This window comes from Dongia sp. P2_B8, assembly GCF_056404715.1.
This window is the reverse complement of record NZ_JBFUDM010000001.1, coordinates 952,615-971,259: the sequence shown is the minus strand read 5'-3', so window position 1 is coordinate 971,259 and position 18,645 is coordinate 952,615. Positions and strand designations below refer to the sequence as shown.

Annotated in this window: 13 protein-coding genes; 9 read left to right on the top strand and 4 right to left on the bottom strand. The window is 60.0% G+C overall.

What is annotated here, in order from left to right:
* The first annotated feature begins 194 nt into the window (after positions 1–194).
* The 5 genes from AC1DWZ_RS04475 (at position 195) to AC1DWZ_RS04455 (ending at position 4,066) form a co-directional block, all read left to right on the top strand.
* On the top strand, positions 195–1,847 hold the full coding sequence (locus AC1DWZ_RS04475; protein WP_477167657.1) for an OFA family MFS transporter: 1,653 nt from the start codon (positions 195–197) through the stop codon (positions 1,845–1,847).
* A 139-nt stretch (positions 1,848–1,986) separates the two neighbouring features.
* A complete protein-coding gene (locus tag AC1DWZ_RS04470) occupies positions 1,987–2,310 on the top strand; it encodes a hypothetical protein (protein ID WP_477167656.1) in 324 nt (107 codons plus the stop codon).
* Positions 2,311–2,501: 191 nt separating this feature from the next.
* Positions 2,502–3,005 (top strand): hypothetical protein, encoded by a 504-nt coding sequence (locus tag AC1DWZ_RS04465; RefSeq protein ID WP_477167655.1) that lies wholly within the window; start codon positions 2,502–2,504, stop codon positions 3,003–3,005.
* A 228-nt stretch (positions 3,006–3,233) separates the two neighbouring features.
* Complete coding sequence (locus AC1DWZ_RS04460) at positions 3,234–3,698, top strand: lipocalin-like domain-containing protein (protein ID WP_477167654.1); 465 nt, start codon at positions 3,234–3,236, stop codon at positions 3,696–3,698.
* Between the two features lie 113 nt (positions 3,699–3,811).
* A complete protein-coding gene (locus AC1DWZ_RS04455; protein WP_477167653.1) occupies positions 3,812–4,066 on the top strand; it encodes a hypothetical protein in 255 nt (84 codons plus the stop codon).
* A gap of 146 nt (positions 4,067–4,212) precedes the next feature.
* Here the strand turns inward: AC1DWZ_RS04455 and AC1DWZ_RS04450 are convergent, their stop codons facing one another.
* Both AC1DWZ_RS04450 and AC1DWZ_RS04445 read right to left on the bottom strand, forming a co-directional pair.
* Positions 4,213–4,350, bottom strand: a complete 138-nt coding sequence (locus AC1DWZ_RS04450) for a hypothetical protein (RefSeq protein ID WP_477167652.1) — start codon at positions 4,348–4,350, stop codon at positions 4,213–4,215.
* Between the two features lie 190 nt (positions 4,351–4,540).
* On the bottom strand, positions 4,541–13,456 hold the full coding sequence (locus tag AC1DWZ_RS04445; protein ID WP_477167651.1) for a type I secretion C-terminal target domain-containing protein: 8,916 nt from the start codon (positions 13,454–13,456) through the stop codon (positions 4,541–4,543).
* A gap of 354 nt (positions 13,457–13,810) precedes the next feature.
* On the opposite strand from AC1DWZ_RS04445, the gene AC1DWZ_RS04440 reads away from it, so the two are divergent.
* The 4 genes from AC1DWZ_RS04440 (at position 13,811) to AC1DWZ_RS04425 (ending at position 16,872) form a co-directional block, all read left to right on the top strand.
* On the top strand, positions 13,811–14,737 hold the full coding sequence (locus tag AC1DWZ_RS04440) for an OmpA family protein (RefSeq protein WP_477167650.1): 927 nt from the start codon (positions 13,811–13,813) through the stop codon (positions 14,735–14,737).
* Between the two features lie 160 nt (positions 14,738–14,897).
* Positions 14,898–15,311, top strand: coding sequence for a response regulator (locus AC1DWZ_RS04435; protein WP_477167649.1), 414 nt, complete (start codon positions 14,898–14,900; stop codon positions 15,309–15,311).
* 288 nt (positions 15,312–15,599) lie between these two features.
* A complete protein-coding gene (locus tag AC1DWZ_RS04430; RefSeq protein WP_477167648.1) occupies positions 15,600–15,791 on the top strand; it encodes a hypothetical protein in 192 nt (63 codons plus the stop codon).
* A 307-nt stretch (positions 15,792–16,098) separates the two neighbouring features.
* Complete coding sequence (locus AC1DWZ_RS04425) at positions 16,099–16,872, top strand: hypothetical protein (RefSeq protein WP_477167647.1); 774 nt, start codon at positions 16,099–16,101, stop codon at positions 16,870–16,872.
* Between the two features lie 37 nt (positions 16,873–16,909).
* On the opposite strand, the gene AC1DWZ_RS04420 is transcribed toward AC1DWZ_RS04425, so the two are convergent.
* Together AC1DWZ_RS04420 and AC1DWZ_RS04415 are read right to left on the bottom strand one after the other, a co-directional pair.
* On the bottom strand, positions 16,910–18,052 hold the full coding sequence (locus AC1DWZ_RS04420) for a hypothetical protein (RefSeq protein WP_477167646.1): 1,143 nt from the start codon (positions 18,050–18,052) through the stop codon (positions 16,910–16,912).
* Positions 18,049–18,588: a DUF4365 domain-containing protein gene (locus tag AC1DWZ_RS04415; RefSeq protein ID WP_477167645.1), complete on the bottom strand. Its 540-nt coding sequence runs from the start codon at positions 18,586–18,588 to the stop codon at positions 18,049–18,051. The genes AC1DWZ_RS04420 and AC1DWZ_RS04415 overlap by 4 nt, the downstream gene beginning before the upstream one ends.
* Positions 18,589–18,645 lie beyond the last annotated feature (57 nt).

Below are 18,645 nucleotides of genomic sequence, written 5' to 3'. Positions count from 1 at the left end.
CCGGATCGATGACGACATAACCCTCTGAAATCACGGCGCTTCCATTCTGGCACGGTGCTTGCGGTTAAAGCTTTGTCATCGTGGGGGAGGTCGATGGCCATCAGGGCAAAGGCACGCCCGCAATCCGTCTCAGCACGTCAAAAACATCAACATAAACCGGCCAGGCAACACCTGGCGGATGGGAGAGAAGCAACATGTCAACTGCCAGTGAACCATTTGCCGGCGGCTTCGGGGGACCAGGCATCCTCGACCGCGAACGCATCATCGCCAAGCCGGGCTTCAATCGCTGGCTGGTGCCGCCAGCCGCCCTCGCCATTCATCTTTGCATTGGCATGGCCTATGGCTTCAGCGTGTTCTGGCTGCCGCTTTCGAAAGCCATCGGCGTCACGCAACCCGTGGCCTGTACCGAGCTCACCCTTCTCACTGCCCTGTTCACCACGAGCTGCGATTGGCGCGTCGCCGATCTGGGGTGGATCTATACGCTGTTCTTCGTGCTGCTCGGCTCCTCGGCCGCCATCTGGGGTGGCTGGCTTGAACGTTCCGGCCCGCGCAAGGCCGGGGTCGTTTCGGCGATCTGCTGGTGCGGTGGCATCGCTCTTGCAGCGATCGGCGTGATGACACATCAGCTCTGGCTGATGTGGGTCGGGGCCGGCGTCATTGGCGGGATCGGGCTGGGTCTTGGCTATATTTCTCCGGTCTCGACCCTCATCAAATGGTTCCCTGACCGGCGCGGCATGGCGACCGGCATGGCGATCATGGGCTTCGGCGGCGGTGCCATGATCGGGGCACCCTTGGCCGACATGCTGATGACCCATTTCAAATCGGCGGAATCCGTCGGTGTCTGGCAGACTTTCTTCGTGATGGCCGCCATCTACATCGTGTTCATGATGGGTGGCGCCTTCAGCTATCGCCTGCCGCCTGCCGGCTGGAAGCCGGAAGGCTGGACAGCCCCCGCCGCCCAGAAGACCATGATCACCACCCGCCACGTCCATCTGCGCGATGCCCACAAGACCAAGCAGTTCTGGCTCATCTGGGCCGTGCTGTGCCTCAACGTCTCTGCCGGCATCGGCGTCATCGGCATGGCGTCCCCCATGTTGCAGGAGATTTTCGGCGGCCGGCTGATTGGCTTGCCCGACCTCACCTTCACGCAGCTCGATGACAGCCAGAAGACCGCCATCGCCGCGATCGCCGCGGGTTTTGCCGGACTTCTGTCCCTGTTCAACATCGGCGGGCGCTTCTTCTGGGCCTCGCTTTCCGACCGTATCGGACGCAAGAACACCTACTTCACCTTCTTCGTCCTCGGCATCATCCTCTATGCGCTGGCTCCCACAGCCGCGCATATGGGCAGCCAGGTGCTGTTCGTCGCCATCTTCTRCGTGATCCTGTCGATGTATGGCGGCGGTTTTGCCACCATCCCGGCCTATCTTGCAGATATCTTCGGGACCCAGTTCGTGGGGGCGATCCACGGCCGTCTGCTGACGGCCTGGGCCACGGCCGGCATCATCGGTCCGGTCGTCGTCAATTATATCCGCGAGTTCCAGATCAATGCCGGCATCCCACGCGAACAGGTCTATGACTTCACCATGTACATCCTGGTCGGCATGCTGGTCCTGGGTCTCGTTGCCAACGCCTTTGTTAAGCCACTGCCGGAGAAATGGTTCATGTCGGAGGCCGAGGTCGCGGCCCTGCAGGCCAAGTCTGCTACCCAGCAGAACGTGGCATCCGGCTCCTTCGGCATCGGCAGAGGTGGGCTTGATGGCAAAGCCGTCATCGCCTGGGCCGTGGTTGGTATCCCGATCCTGTGGGGCGTCTGGGTGACCCTGAAGAAGACCGCCGCCTTGTTCTAAAGAATGTGCCTGCTCCCCTCTCCGGTTTCCCCGCCGGGGAGGGGCTTTCCATGTCTCCGAAAATGCGCGGCATGTGGGAACCAAACCGCATCAGGTGACATACCCCCAGATCAAAAAAGACTCCTGGGGAGGATGCGTTATGGGAATCCGTCGCGCGCTGTGCGTCATGCCCGCCTTGATATGGGCAGCGAGTGCTCCGGCGCTGGCTGGCGAACGCCCCGAGCGACCCACCTTCCCCACCCCCGCCAATCCCGGCACCAGCAATGTGGCCGAAGCCACCGATGAGTCGGACGGCACATTCCCCGCCGAGACCGCCCGCGCCTACATCCTGGCCGCTGGCTATTCCAGCGTGACGGACCTCAAACCGGTTAACAATTTCGTCTGGCGCGGCACCGCCTATAAGGATGGCGCCACCTTCAATGTGGCTGTCGACTATACCGGGACCGTCGTCGGCGCCAACTGACACCGTCAATGCGCATCGGCATCCTCGAAAAATAGGGAGGATTCCCGATGTCCCCCTTATCTCCTGCCATTACTTTGCCGCTGGACTGGAAGCACCTGCAACAAGGCTGATCTTCACAGTGGGAGGAGCGCGCCGCATGGAGCGTGCGCGATCGTCCTTGCGCGTCAATGACCATCATCTGGAGAGAGACATTGAACACACTTTCATACGCTAAGCGTCTTGCGGCCATTTCGGCGCTTTTCATCGGCACAGCTTGTGCCGTGGCGGCGGGCGGCAAGACGCTGCCGGACAATGTGCGTGCGGCAAACGACCGGTTCAAGGACGTGGCGGTCGCGGTCAAGGAAGGCTATGCGCCGATCCCATGCGCCAGCGGCATCGAGGGCGGTGCGATGGGCATCCATTACGTCAATGCCAACCTCATCAACGATACTGTCGAACTCGCCAAGCCCGAAGCCGTGATGTACGAGCCGATGAAGGATGGCAAGCTCAAGCTGGTCGCCGTCGAATATATCGCCACCAAAGGCCCAGCGAGCCTCCAGGGGCAGCTCTTCAGCTTCACGAACACGCCCAACCGCTATGGCCTGCCCGCCTTCTATGAACTCCATGTCTGGGCCTGGAAGGACAATCCGACCGGCCCCTTTGCCGACATGAACCCGCACGTCTCCTGTGAGAACGCCATGGACATGGCACACTAGGGATCGGCGTCGCGGTCATCGGGCCGGGGCGTCGCTCCCAAGACGGCGTCCTGGCCTGACGCCCGCCTGCCGGTGTCCAGTTGCCCGGCAGGCGGGCCCAACGGCGCCGAGCCCCCAAATACTCGGCGCCGTTGCCATGTTTGTTTTGCCATGTTTGTTTTGCTGGCTTGCAGCACGTCAACGGCGCAAATTGCGGCCAAGGCAATACAGGTCACAGGATCGACCCTCATGACACCCACCAAAGCGACCGGCGGTGCGCCCCTCTCCACGGCGCTGCCAGGAACATGGCAGCTCCTGTCGCGTATTGACGTGACAGCCACCGGCGAGCGGCGACCCGAGCCCTCACTGGGTGAAGATCCTCAAGCCATGCTGATCTACGACCGCAGCGGTCACTTCGCCGCCCAGTTCATGCGGCGCGACCGATCCGGCGACGTGCCGGAGGGCCCGAGCACGGGCAAGAACAACAGCCGCGCCCAGGGCGGCTACGACGCCTATTTCGGGACCTACACGATCGATGACGAAACGGGCTCCGTGACACAGCATCTGCAAGGTGCCCTCTCACGCGAAAATGTCGGCCTCACCCTCACCCGCGCCATGGTGGTAGATGGCGACACATTGGTGATCAAGCTTGAAACGGCGGCAGCCGACGATACAGCCGTGACCCGCACGCTGACCTGGCGGCGGGTCGGTTAACGATCGGCCGCGGCTTGCTGATGGAAAGATGCGAAGGAATCATGGGAACCAAGCGCGCCTGGTGCGGTTTGCCTTCAGGATTATTTGACTGAGATCACCTGAAGGAGGCAAGCATGACCAAAGGTTTCGCGATCGGCTCGGCAATGGCGTGTCTGTTGATGGGCGCTTCCCCTGCCCTGGCCGACGGCTCCGCCCCGTCCGATACTTATCACGTTCGCGACCTGCATTGCGCCGTCGGTGGCGCCGCAGCCTGTGCCAGGCCCAGCAGCCCGGCGCCAGCGCAAGCCGTCTCTCTGCCCGCGACGCCATCGGAAACCGCCGGAGACATTCCGCCGGGCACCAACGGCACCTCGACCCTTGCCAACTAAATCGATGTGAGCGCCGGCGGCACCGCAGAAACAAGGCGGCGCTGCCGCGCTAAACCATTCGAGCCTGCCTCCCCATTAAAGGAAAGCATTTCAGGCGGGACACTGCGCCGCAGCATGGGCGCGTTCAAGAACCGCAGTCGGCCGCATCAGACCAGGTAATTGACCGCAGACGCCAGCAGGCAGGCGGCAGCAAAGAGCGATACGATGCTCCAGGCACCGCCAATCGCATGGTGGTCGGCTTTGGATTCATGAAGAACTTCATTGTAGCTGTCCGGGGTGAACATGGCGCCCTCCGAAGAATGAACCTGGGCTATCAATTGGGAACGCCAGCAAAAGGTTCAAGACCGGCCGCCAGTAATCGTCAGCAATGTGCGCCCCGTCACATGCCCCCGCCAACCGACTGATTTCATAGCATCTCAATGAGAATATTAATTAATTTGGCACCCTGCCGGCGCGAGACGCCGGCCCCCGACATTACGTTAGGACAAGGTTGCCATCATCGACATAGTTGCTGACCGTTGCGCCCCCGATGCTGGTGAGAGTGGCAATCGAGACGAAGTTGCTGCCGCCGATGGCGCCGTCCGCGTCGACTTGCAGGATGGTGTCGCCACCGCTGGTCACGAAACGAACAAAGTCGTTGGCATCCGAGGTCTCTTCATTAAAGCCCACCAGCAGGTCGCCAATATCCAGGCGATCGGCGCCAACCCCGCTCTGGAAGTCGGTGATCGTGTCACCTGCCTCATCCAGCTCGTTCCACAGGAACGTGTCAGCATCGACACCGCCGGACAGGATATCGCTGCCAAGGCCACCCAGCAGTGTATCTTCACCACTCCCGCCGGTCAGGTCATCATTACCCTTGCCACCGAGCAATGTATCGAATCCATCGCCGCCGGAGATCGTATCGTCGCCGTCAGCGCCATCCAGTTCATTGCCACCAATCGATCCGGTAATGTCATCTGCAAAGGCAGAACCGACGACATTCTCGATACTGCTGAAGCTATCGCCAGCCGCCTCACCACCAGCATTGTTGTTGTCATTGTTGAGATCAACCGTTACGGCCGCAGAATCAACATAGCTGGCCGTATCGGTACCGCCGCTGCCGTTCAGGTAATCGCCACCAAGGCCGCCGGTCAGGACATTGCTGCCGTTATTGCCGGTGAGCGAATCGCCATGAATTGAGCCGGACAGGTTCGCGATGCTGATCAGTATGTCGCCTTCGGCATCGCCACCGGAATTGTTCATGCCGTTGCCAAGATCGACCGTGACCGCCGAATTTGATGCCGCGTAGCTTGCCGTATCGCTGCCGCCGCTGCCATCGAGGATGTCGGCGCCAGCGCCGCCTTCCAGCACGTTGGCGCCGGCATTTCCGGTCAGCGTATCGTTGAAGGCGGAACCCGTCACATTCTCGATGCCCGACAGTATATCGCCCGACGGATCCCCTACGCCCGTCTGCACAACCTTGGACAGAATCACGCCGACACCGCGAGACGACGTGACGTAGCTCACCGTATCAAGGCCGTCGCCGCCCTCAAGGATATCCGCGCCGGTGCCACCGATCAGTATGTCGTTGCCCGCACCGCCCTGCAGCGTGTCGTTGCCGCCAGCGCCCAACAGGATATCGTTTCCACCGGCACCGTCGATCGTGTTGGCAAGGGCATTGCCGGCAAGTATGTCTATCTTGGCTGACCCAAGGAGGTTTTCGATGTTGGAAAGGATGTCACCGGAGGCCTCGCCGGCGCTGACTTGCGCACCGAGGTTGGCAAGATTGACCGTGACCCCGAGGGTCGAACTGGCATAGCTCGCCGTATCGATGCCATCGGAGCCGTTCAGCCTGTCCGCGCCAAGACCGCCGCTCAGAACATTGTCCGTACTGTTGCCGGTAAGATTATCGGCGTTGGCGGAACCGGTCAGGTTCTCGATTGCGCTCAGCACATCGCCCGCTGCGTCACCGGCGCTGATCTGGGCAGTCAGCACCGCGAGATTGACGGTGACGCCGACGGCGGAGCTGGCATAGCTTGCCGTGTCACTACCGTCGCCGCCGTTGATGACATCGGCGCCGGCACCGCCTTCCAGCACGTTGGCCAGGCCGTCACCGATCAGCCGGTCTTTAAGAGCCGTGCCGATCACGTTCTCGATGTCGACGAGCCTGTCGCCGGCAGCATCACCACCACTGCTTTGAACGCCGGTCAGCGTCAGATCCACCGTCACCGCAACGGCCGATCCGACATAGCTCGCCGTATCCGTGCCGCTGCCACCATTGACGACATCGCCGCCGCTCCCGCCCCGCAACACATCGTTGCCGGCGCCACCCAAAAGCGTGTCGTTGCCAGCCAGCGTGGTGAGCGTGTCATCGCCATTGCCGCCGGAGAGTATATTGACCGCATTGTCGCCTTTGAGATTGTCGTCGAAAGCCGACCCGGTCACGTTCTCGATGTTCGAGAGCAGGTCGCCCGCCGCGTCGCCGCCGGCATTATTGGCATTGTTGCCGAGATCGACCGTCACGCCTGCCAGCGACGCCGTGTAATCTGCCGTATCCATGCCGGCACCACCATCGAGCGTATCGGCATCGAGGCCGCCGGCCAGAGTGTTGGCTGTGGCATTGCCGATGAGCGTATCGGCATGGTCCGAGCCGATGATGTTTTCGATCCCCGACAGGATGTCGCCGGAAGCCTCGCCCGCACTGGCCTGGGCACCGATCAGGCTAAGATCGACCGTCACACCAGCTGTCGATTTAATGTAGCTCGCCGTATCGATACCACCGCCGCCAGTCAGAGTGTCGGCCCCGTCGCCGCCCTTGAGGAGATCGTTGCCACTGCCACCGATCAGGACATCGTCGCCGGCACCGCCGATGGCTGTGAGCGCGCTTGCCGTCTCCTGCGCACCGTTGAGGATCAGGATGTTGGCGCCGGTCAGGCTGCTACCATCTACGATCAGTCCCGCTGTGTTGGACGCATTGTTGAGTGTCAGCTGATAGGTGTTTCCATCGGTCAGCACGACTGCTTCGACATTCACCATGGTGTTCGTGCCGAACGCCATGCCACTGGCATAATCGCCAGCCAGCCGCATCGCGTCGTTGCCCGCACCGCCGTCAATGTGATCGGCCGAGGTCAGGAAGCCCGCCATCAACACGGTATCCGAATCTTCACCGCCCAACACCGTATCGAGGCCGGCCCCCGCCACCAACGTGTCGCTTCCGGTACCGCCGGAGAGCGTGTCATTGCCGAGCCCTCCCTCAAGGCGATCGCTATCCGCGTTGCCGGCCAGGGTGTCCGCGCCGCTACCGCCCATTAGGATATCGCGGCCGCCGCCACCGATCAGCGTGTCAGCCCCGGCGCCGCCGATAGCATTGAGTATCGCGTTGTTTTCGCTGGCACCGTTAACGATCAGCTTATTGGGCCCCGTAAGCGCACTGCCGTTGACGGTGAACGCGCCCGTATTGGTCGCATCATGCAGGGTGAAGTTGTAGCTGTTGCCATCGGCAACAACAATTTCCTCAACCTCGGTAAGTGTCGACGCATTGAACACTACGCCAAGTGAGTAATTGCCATCGAGCGTCAACTTATCAACGAGCGATCCACCACCGTTGATGTGATCCTGTGCGGTGAATCCGTCGGCAAGAACCAAGGTATCCTCGCCAGCGCCGCCCAGCAGCGTGTCGTTGCCACCACCAGCGACCAGGACATCGTTGCCGAGACCACCAGCAAGGACATTGGCGTTGCCATCGCCGATGAGCAAATCGTGATCGTTGGAGCCATTTATGTTTTCAATGCTGATGAGAATGTCACCATCAGCGTCGCCGCCGGCATTGTTCGCATTGTCCGTAAGGTCGACGGTAACCGCCGACGACGAACCCTCGTAATCCGCGGTGTCGTTACCAGCGCCACCATCCAGCGTATCGGCAGCCTCACCGCCGATCAGCAGATTGGCACCGGCATTGCCGATAAGCGTGTCGGCATTGTCCGAGCCACGCAGATTTTCGATTGTCGCCAGAATGTCGCCTGAAGCGTCACCCGCGCTGATCTGGGCCGTCGTAAGATTGAGATTCACCGTGACGCCGGCCGCCGACCCGGCGTAGCTCGCCATATCGGAACCACCGCCGCCGGTCAGCTTGTCCGCGCCAGCACCACCGGTCAGGACATCGCCGCCGCCGCCGCCGGTCAGGATATCCGCACCAGCCCCGCCGGTTGCCGTGAGCGAACTCTCCGTTTCGGCCGAGCCGATCAATGTCAGGCTGTTGGTCCCGGTGAGGGCGCTACCATCGACGGTCAGCCCACTATCACCGTTGCTGAGCTGGCCGAACGTATTTGTCGCATTGCTCAAGGTGAGCTTGTAGCTGTCGCCGTCCCCTAATTCGATGCTCTCCGTATTGATGAGGGTAGTCGCACCAAACGTGACGCCCTTCGTCCCATAGACAGCGCTCGCACTGAGTTTCAGCAGATCGAATCCGGCCCCGCCATCCAGTTTGTCCTGCGCGGTCAGATTGTCATTGAGCACCAGAGTGTCGCCACCGGCATCGCCGCGCAGGATATCGTTGCCAGCGCCGGCGATCAGCAAGTCGAAACCACTACCGCCGATCAGCGTATCGTTTCCGGCGGCACCATTGAGGTCGTCGTCGCCGGTGCCACCATTGAGCATGTTGCCATTGCCGTCGCCGGTCAGATCGTCGCCGAAATCCGTACCGATGACATTCTCGACATTGATAAGAGTATCACCGGCTGCCTCGCTGCCACTATTGTTGACATTGTTGCCAAGATCCACCGTAACGCCGGTCTTTGACTTGTCATAGTCGGCCGTATCGATTCCGCCCCCGCCGTCAAGCGTATCCGCGCCGAGCCCGCCAATCAGGACATTGGCGCCACCATTGCCGGTCAGGACGTCAGCATGGATCGATCCGCGCAGGTTCTCGATAGAAGCCAGAATATCGCCCGACGCGTCGCCGGCACTGACCTGGCCCGTGAGCAGAGAGAGGTCGACCGTCACGCCCACTGTCGAACTCTGATAGGTCGCGGTGTCGATCCCACCGCCACCCGTCAATTTGTCGGCACCAAGGCGGCCATCCAGCAGATCGTTGCCGCCGCCACCCGTCAATATGTCGCCACCGCCGCCGCCAATGGCATGAAGCGCGCTTTCGCTCTCGGCCGAGGCGATCAAGGTCAGGATGTTGGCGCCGCTCAGACCGCTGGCATTGACGGTCAGCCCGCCCTTCAGCTTGTCAGGCACATCTTCAGTGATTTCGCCAAATGTATTGGTCGCGTTGTTGAGAGTCAGCTTGTAACTATTGCCATCGCCCAGCAGGATATTTTCGGTGCCGACCAAGGTGGTCGCACCGAAGGTGATGCCGGTCGCGTAGGCAGCACTCGCGGAGAGGTTCAGTATATCGCCGTCTCCAAAGCCGCCATCCAGTTTATCGAGCGCCGTGAGATCACCGTTCAGGAACAATTTATCGTTGTCGCTACCACCATACAGTATGTCGTTCCCGCCGTCGGCGGTCAGCTCATCTTCACCGCTGCCGCCATATAGAGTGTCGTTGCCGCCACCGCCGTGCAGCACATCATTGGCGCCCCCACCATCAAGAATATTGTTGTTGCCATCACCGGTGAGACCGTCAATGAAAGCGGTCCCGATCAGGTTTTCGAAATTGCTCAGCAGATCAACATTGCTGGCAAGGTTGGCACTGACGCCCCCGATCGAGCCGGCAAAGCTCGCCGTATCAATACCGATGCCGCCATCCATCGTGTCGGCGAAATCCCCGATCAGCATATCGTTGCCGGTGCCGCCCAGCAGAATATTGTTGGCACCGTTGCCGTGCAAAACATCGTCGAAGTTGGAGCCGGTCAGATTGTCGACACCCGACAGCACGTCCCCCGCCGCATCGCCGGTGCTTCCTTGCTGGCCTGTCACGTTGAGGTCAACGCTGACACCCATAGTCGAGTTGGTATAGAGGACGGTATCGGTGCCAACGCCGCCGATCAGCATGTCGGCCCCGGCACCACCCTTGAGGATGTCATCGCCGATGCCGCCGTCCAGCCAATTGGCTTTGGCGTCACCGGTCAGGATGTCGTCGAAATCGCTGCCGAAGACGTTCTCGATGCCGGAGAGCTTGTCCCCGGACGCATCACCCGTGCTGACCTGTGCCGTCGTCAGGTTGAGGTCGATCTTGACACCGGCGCCGGAGCCAAAATAGGTGACAGTATCGCTGCCTTCACCGCCGGTCAGTATGTCCGCCCCAGCGCCCCCTTCGAAGATGTCGCTGCCACTGCCACCGATCAGCGTGTCGGCGGCGGCACCACCGATCGCCGTCAGGCCCGCCAACTTCTCGCTCGCGCCGCTTAGATAAAGCGAGTTGGTTCCGGTCAGCTGACTGCCGTCAACAAACAAGCCGTCGCTATTATTGGCATCGTTGAGGGTCAGCCGATATTTGTTGCCGTCGGCGAGGTCGATCTCTTCGACATTCACCAAGGTGGTCGCGCCAAAAGTTATCCCGCTGCTATAGGCGGCGCTGGCGGTCAGCGACAAGGTATCGGTGTCGGCCCCGCCGTCGATCTTGTCGGCTGCGGTGAGATTTCCTTGCAGCAGGAAAAAATCGTCGCCGGCGCTGCCCAGCAGCGTATCGACGCCGGCGCCGGCCGCGATCGTGTCGCTACCGACATTGCCATCAATCGTATTTGCATTGTCGTCGCCGGTCAGCAGATCAGCAAAGGTGGAGCCGATGATGCCCTCGATATCCGCCGCCAGCTTGTCGCCCGACGCCTCCCCGGCGCTGACCTGCGCCACGTTATCCAGTGTCAAATCGACCGTGACGCCAGCGACCGAGCCAGTGTAGCTAGCCAAGTCGATGCCGGCGCCACCTATTAATGTGTCGGCACCAAGGCCACCTGTCAGGACGTTGGCGCCACTGTTCCCGGTCAGCTTGTCGTCATGGTCGGAGCCGCGCAGATTCTCGATCGCCGACAGAATGTCACCGGACGCATCGCCGGTGCTCGTCTGGGCCGTGAGCAGCGCCAGATCGACCGTGACGCCTGCAGCCGATCCGGCATAGCTCGCCGTATCGATGCCACCACCGCCGGTCAGCTTGTCGGCAGCCGCGCCGCCCTCCAGCAAATCGTTGGCATTGCCGCCCGTCAGCACATCGGCGCCAGCGCCACCGGTTGCCGTGAGAGAGCTTTCAGTTTCGGCCGAGCCGATGAGAGTCAGCGCATTCCCGCCGGTGAGGGCACTGCCATCGACGGTCAGGCCGCCGGTGTTGGTCGCATTGTTAAGCGTCAGCTTGTAACTGTTGCCGTCGCCAAGCTCGATCGTCTCGGTGTTGATGAGCGTGGTGGCGCCGAAGACAAGGCCTGTGGCATAGGTCGCACTTGCACCGAGCTTGAGGATATCATCGCCGGTACCGCCATCGAGTTTGTCCAGCGCCGTGAGGGTCGCCCCTTCGGCAAAGGTGTCGTTGCCCGACCCACCGAGCAGGATGTCATTGCCGGTGCCACCCGTCAGCGTATCTTCGCCGAGGCCGCCGAGCAGCTGATTGGCAGCGCCATTGCCAACCAGTGTGTCGCCGTAATTCGACCCCAGGATGATTTCGATATTGCTGAGCTGATCGCCAGCCGCGTCCCCCGCATTGTTGGCCGGGTTGGTCAGGTCGACAGTTACTGCCGCCGTGGCATCGGCATAGCTCGCGGTATCGTTGCCGGCCCCGCCATTCATGGTGTCGGCACCCAAGCCGCCGATCAGCAAATCGGCACCGCCACCGCCCGTCAGCGTGTCGTCGCCGGCACCACCCAAAGCGGTCAAATTGCTGCTGGTCTCGGCCGAGCCATTCAGGATGACGGCGCTGCCGGCGCCAAGTGCGCTGGCATCCACTTTCAGGCCGGCATTGTTGGTCGCATTGTCGAGCGTCAGGCTGTAGTCATTGCCGTCGCTGAGGGCGATCGTTTCGACATTGGTAACCGTCTTCGCGCCGAACACGATGCCGCCGCTGTAATCACCATCGAGGCGCAGCACATCGACGCCGGTGCCGCCATCGACCTTGTCGGTCGCCGCAAGATTGCCTTGCAGCAGGAACAGATCATTGCCTGCATTGCCGAGCAGCGTATCGGTGCCGGCGCCAGCGGTCAGCGTATCGTTGCCGGCACCGCCGGTCAGTGCGTCATCGCCGGCGCCGCCGATGGCCACAAGCGGCATCAGCTTTTCCGCGGTACCAATCAAGAGGAGGTTGTCGCCGGCGCCGAGCGCGCTGCCGTCGACGGTGAAGCCGCTGATATTGGTCGCATCGGCGAGGGTCAGTTTGTAATCGAAGCCGGCGCCGAGCGTGATCTTTTCGATATTGTAATAGCCGACCGCCATGCCCGCGGCGTAATTGCCCTGCAGCGCCAGCGTATCCAACCCGTCGCCGCCATCGATCTTGTCGGCCGTCGTCCAGCTGGCGCCCATTTGCAGCGTATCGTCGCCGTCGCCACCGAACAGAACATCGTTGCCGGCACCGCTCACCAGCAGATCATCGCCGGCGCCACCTTCGAGCTTGTTTGCGCCGGCCGTGCCCGTGAGCGTGTCATCGAGAAGAGATCCAACGACATTCTCGATACCGGACAGGATATCGCCTGCAGCGTCACCAGCCCCGCCCTGAGCACCTGCCGCCGTGAGATCGACAGTGACGCCGACACCGGAATCAGCATAGCTCGCCGTATCGTTGCCAAGGCCGCCGGTCAGCGTGTCGGCACCGGCGCCACCGATCAGCAGATCATTGCCACCACCGCCGATCAGCGTGTCCGCCCCACCGCCCCCGATGGCCGTCAGGGCATTGGTCGTTTCGGCCGCGCCGTTGACGACAAGGCTGTCGCCGGCGCCAAGCACATTGCCGTCGATGGTGAGCGCCGTCGCATTGGTCGCGTTGTTGAGGGTGAGATCATAACTGCTGCCGGTCGCAAGCTCTATGCGCTCGACATTGAGCATCGTGGTGGCGCCGAAGGTGACACCTGCCGAATAGTCGCCATTGAGCCGCAGGGTATCGTTGCCGGCGCCGCCGTCCAGGCGATCGTCGGTCGTGAGATAGCTGTCAAAGACGAGAACGTCGTCGCCGGTACCACCCTTGACCGTGTCGATGCCGTCGCCGCTCACCAGCTTGTTGGGGCCGCCATTGCCGGTCAGGATGTTGTCGAGATTGTTACCGGTACCGTCGATCGCCGCAGTACCAGTCAGGGTCAGGTTCTCGACATCGGCCGAGAGGACGAAACTCAGCGAACTGTTGACGGTATCGGTCCCTTCGCCCGGCGCCTCGATCACCACATCGTCGCGATGATTGACGGTATAGGTGTCGTTGCCGGCGAGCCCGGACATCTTGTCCGCCAGGACCGTACCGGCCAATTTGTCATTGCCGGCGGTTCCGATAACCGTTGCCATCTATCCGCTTCCCTTTGCCGGGCTCGACGAGCCGCCAATTCGAGCAATTGTGTCGCGCAGAAATTGAAATTTAATGAAGTATTACCGTCGGCTGCCCCCCGGTCAAAGACTGAAAAGTTTCAATATTTTAGGAGAATCTTAGCTTTCCCCCGTTTCCGCCGTTTCTGCGCGCCAGATGCCGGCCGCGGGCTTGGTCGCGACTCGCTGTTGCCGTGGGCAGAGGGCGCCGGGCCGGCTCCCAAGGCAACAATAGCCCCGCCCCGTGGAACAAAGCCGATCCTGCCTGGTTTACACGGCCGGACAGCAATCGCCCCCGGCTGGCGGTATTGGCTTCACGAGACACAGGAGAATCCGATGAAACGCATCATGGCTTTGTGGGTGGTTGGCCTTATCGGATCGACGGGTGGCGCCATGGCGGAGGAAGCCGCCCTTAGCCAGGTCGCACAAGCTGACGCCGGCCGCTTTGTCGTCCATTTCCCGTTCAACAAGTCGACCCTGGATGCCGACGCACTTTCCGTGATTGCCGCCGCGGCGCAGGAATTCCAGCGCACCGGATCGGCGCGTATCTCGGTGCGCGGCCACACCGATACCTCGGGCAGCAGCGCCTACAACCAGGCACTCTCGGAGCGCCGCGAGCAGGCGGTGGCGGGCGAACTCATCCGCCAGGGTGTCCCGGCCGATGCCGTCACCAGCGAGGCCCTGGGCGAAACCGATCTTGCCGTGCAGACGCCTGACGGCGTGAAGGAAGCTGCCAACCGGCGTGTCGAAATCTCGGTCGAGCAGCCGCTGGCCCCGGTCGCCGCAGCACCTGCTCCGGCACCAGCCCCCGCCCCTGCGCCGGTCGAGGCCGCGGCACCCCTGCCGCAGAAACACAATCGGATCTTCAGCGTCGGCGGTTTCTACGGCTTCAACCTCGAGGACGAAGCCGGCCATACCAGCCAACTCGCCGGTCTCAACTTCGCCGTCGATGTCCCGGTCCTGCCATGGCTGTCAGTGGGTGCCGAGCAGGCCGGCTTCTATCATTTCGACACCCCGAATGACGGCTTCGGCGGCCGCACCGTCGCCAGCCTCGACTTCACCATGGGCGACGATGATTTCCGCCCCTATATCGGCGGCAATATCGGCTATCTCTACGGCTCGGGCTTCAACGATGATTTCATCGCCGGCCCGGAAGTAGGCCTCATGGCCGGCCCCTTCCTCGCCAAACTCGCCTACGACATTCCGTTCAACCGCGACATGGACGAAGGCATTATCAACACGACAATTGGGATCAGGTTCTGAGCAACTCAATATGTGATTTGCTGAGGCAATTCGCCGACACGTGGCCGAAATAGCACACCTCTCAACGGCGCTTCTAACCGGATTTGGCTGAGATCATTGTCGGAGGAATAAATCGCACCCCACGCGCGTTCTCGATCGTGAGCTATTTCTTCGGAACACCATGATGCGCGTGGATTTTCAGAACCCGGTCGAACAAACGGCACGCATCCTCGTCGTTGACGATGACGCGGTGATCCTCCAGCTGGTGAAACAGGTGCTGGACGGCGCGGGTTATCTTTGCACGACCTGCAGTGGCGTCGAAGACGGGCTTTCTGCCATGCAGAACACAACGTTCCATCTGGTGCTGACCGACATCCTTATGCCGGATCGCGAAGGTATCGAGTTTATCCGCGAAATCCGCGCGACTGCTCCAGCGCAACCCATTGTGGCGATGTCAGGCATCGACATCGCCAAATACGACGCGCTGAACATGGCTGGCCATCTCGGGGCAACGGCTACGCTTCCGAAACCGTTCCGGCAGCAAGAACTGCTCGATTTGATCGGGGGGCTTATAGGCCCGGCAGCCGCAGCCTAGCCATCTGGTTCCTGGCACCCAGCAGGACCGAAGGTACCTCCACGACGATGTCAACCGACCCTAAACTGCGTGGTGCCATGCAGATAGACGCGCTGTGCCGCGGGGGCTGCCGCGGCACAGCGCCTTATGGCGCCGGTTCAGATTGGGGGGACGATTCCGGCGCCTAATAATAGAACGAAGAAGCCCGGCAAATATTCCCAACTTTTTTCTAGCCGCCTCAAGCCATGAAGAATGCCACGGCGCGCTCGGCCAAGCCGCGGCTCAGCGCGCGGGCAGAAACCTAGGGGGATGACTCTCCGCGCCTATATCGGCGGCAATATCGGCTATCTCTACGGCCCGGGCTTCAACGGCGATTTCGTGGCCGGTCCGGAAGTAGGCCTCATGGCCAGCCCCTTCCGCGCCAAACTCGCTTACGACATCCCGTTCAATCGGGACATGGATGAGGGGACTATCAATACGACGTTTGGGATCAGGTTCTAAGCAACTCAATATGTGATTAGCGGAGACAATTCGCTGATACGGGGCGGGAATAGTTCCTCCTGTTAATGGCGTCCCCAACGGGAGTGTACCGCAGGGGAACATCCAACTCATTGATTCAATTCAACACATGATCGGCGAAGATGTACAGTAATGTGCACACTTTTGGAGCAGGATGTCCAACGCATCTGCGCGGGGGCGCACCTGTCTTTCGCTACTGTCCATATAGTTGTATAGAATGTGGCATTTCTCGCTGTTTAGATAGTCGAGTCAACACAAAGTCGCGCGCTGAGTTTTGGGGGCACTGAAGATGGGCATCAATACGAGCCGTGAATTCATTAGCGAATTGAAGGCCCGCCCTGAGAATTTCTACATCGTCCACTATTCTTGCCAGAGCCTCTACGACGACAACGAGGCTCTGTCTCCCCGCATCACATCTATTGCTGTCACGCATTTCCCCACAGAGCAGACGGTGAGTTTCTCAACCCACTCTATCGCGGAGGAACTCCATATCGCGCGCGAACAAGTTCGTGAACGCTTTGACGACGTTGAGCGGCAGTTGCTCCGTGAGTTTTATGCGTTCGTTCGCGATAGACGGGATAAATACTGGGTCCATTGGAACATGCGAAACCTCACCTACGGTTTCGAACATCTCGAGCATCGCCATCGAGTTCTAGGCGGGGCCGATGCACCCGTAATTCCAGTCGAGCGACGGCTCAATTTGAATGATTTGTTGACGAATCGATATGGCAGCGACTACGCGGCCCATCCGAAGCTAAAATCTCTTATGGAATTGAACGGAGGAAGTCACCGACACTTCTTGACAGGCGAGCAAGAGGTGCAAGCGTTTCAGAACAACGAGTTTATTCGTATGCATAACTCGACCCTCAGCAAGATCGGGTTCTTTCATCAAGTCATACGAAAACTCATTAGTGGAAAGCTTAAGACTGCGTCGCGTGGAATAGGCGTGACATTGGATCGGATATTCGAGGGTCGTACCGCCAAAGCGATTGGCTTGGTAGCGACAGTGATTAGCATCCCGATGGCCGCATGGCAGGGCTACTTATGGATTTCGGCAACCTAAGGTTCCTCGGCGTGCGGTGATTGGCCCACTTCAACACTCATTTCGTCAGGTCGCCGGGAGCTATAATGCCGAACTCCGTGACATCCATGAGCCGCCTCGGTTGGCGGCCAGGCTGCAATTTTCCCTTGAGGCGGATGAAAGCATTGGCGTCTTTGTGGGCTTGGTGGGCCCTATCGTACTTGTCGGCGTCAAGGGAAGTGCGAGCGCGCACCGTGTCATCGAACTCATTCGACATAAGTGAGAGAACTACCTCGCCCGATCGACGGCCATCTTCTCCCATATCTCCATTCAATTCTTCAACAGTACCAACAAAGACGCTCTCGAGAGGCTTCTCCGCTTTGCGAAGCTCCTGTTGTACCTCCGCGATCCTCGGGAAATACTCGCGCTTAATCTCTTGCACCTTCTTGAGATCATCGCTAACCGCGCGGGTTAGTGACCAGGACACAGAAAAGCGAACTGAGTTGTTGATGCTCTCATCGTGAAGATTCACCAAGGCTTCACAGAAGTTTGCCGAAATCTGCGGACTTTTATCTGCTTTGATACCTTCCACAAAATTTTGCAGCGCGTCTGTTTCAATAGCAAAAACTAGCTCGTCAATACTTCGCGCAATCGTCTCCGTGGTGCGACGAGCAAAGTTCGTGTCTGCAAAATCATCCCCCAGCGCCAATTGAGCGGACGGGTCATCAAGTGGACATGATACTTTAAAAACGAAACTTCCCTCTTCCGTATGGCCAAATCGTGACGCGGCCAGCAGGCTATGTGCCTCGGCTTTGGAAAGCCTCGGATGGTGTAACCGGGGTGTGATCACCGTACAAGCGGCCGATAAAAGCATCTGCTGAGCACTCGCCAGTGCGTCCGATGCATACGACAACGGAAGCACTACACTGTCATTCCGATTAGTCACAATCGAGAAACGGAGTGTATCCGATCTAAGGCCGATGATGCTCGCGACAAGCATCTGCACCTTAATTCTCTCAATATCAGCCACCTTAGTGAGTGCCAGCAATACGGTCTCATCAAAATCGATGGTGGTATTATCTATCGGAATTACGATCTGCCGCCGTTCGTATTCCGGATTTGAGAGAACATACAGGCGATCCAGAGCAACAGCTTTATCGAGTTGCTGCCACCCTCGATATCGAAGGTAATCACGTATCTCTGTAGGAGTCGGCAGGATCATGACGGAATCACGTAATCAGGGACGGAAGAGTTGGCGACTTGCCGGACGAACTCAGTCAAACTCTCAGGCGTAACAAGATTAACCTTGGGAAGGTATATAGTTTGACCTGACTTGTTGTCCGATTCAGGTGCCCCACGCAAGCTACACCAGTACGCGCACTTTTTCAGTGTCATTTGGTCAGGTGTCAGCTTGAGCCACTCTTCTGGCTTTCCGTCCAAGAATAGAACGACAAGAATACGGGGAGTGCTCGTCTGACTGCGGAGGTCATCGTATCGCTGCACCCCCGCCAAGAAGTAAGACCAGTGGTTGCTGCTCTCCCCCGGCGCTTTTACTGTCGCCTTCAGCTGGACTTTAAAATCCACTTCTGTCTTGTAACTCGGAGGGAAAGACCCCCACGCCGTGATCGTGGCATCAATGCCTGCATTGTCCAAATGTCTGGAGGCCTCGCTACAGCTCATGCCAGCCTTAGCGGCCACCGCCCGCAAATAGCAGTAGCTAAGATCCGCTTCGATATCGTTTTCGCTCAACGGCTTCACGATAGCCCATCTCCGATTCGTATACGGGTATGCCCTTATACTCTTTCTAACGAAAGA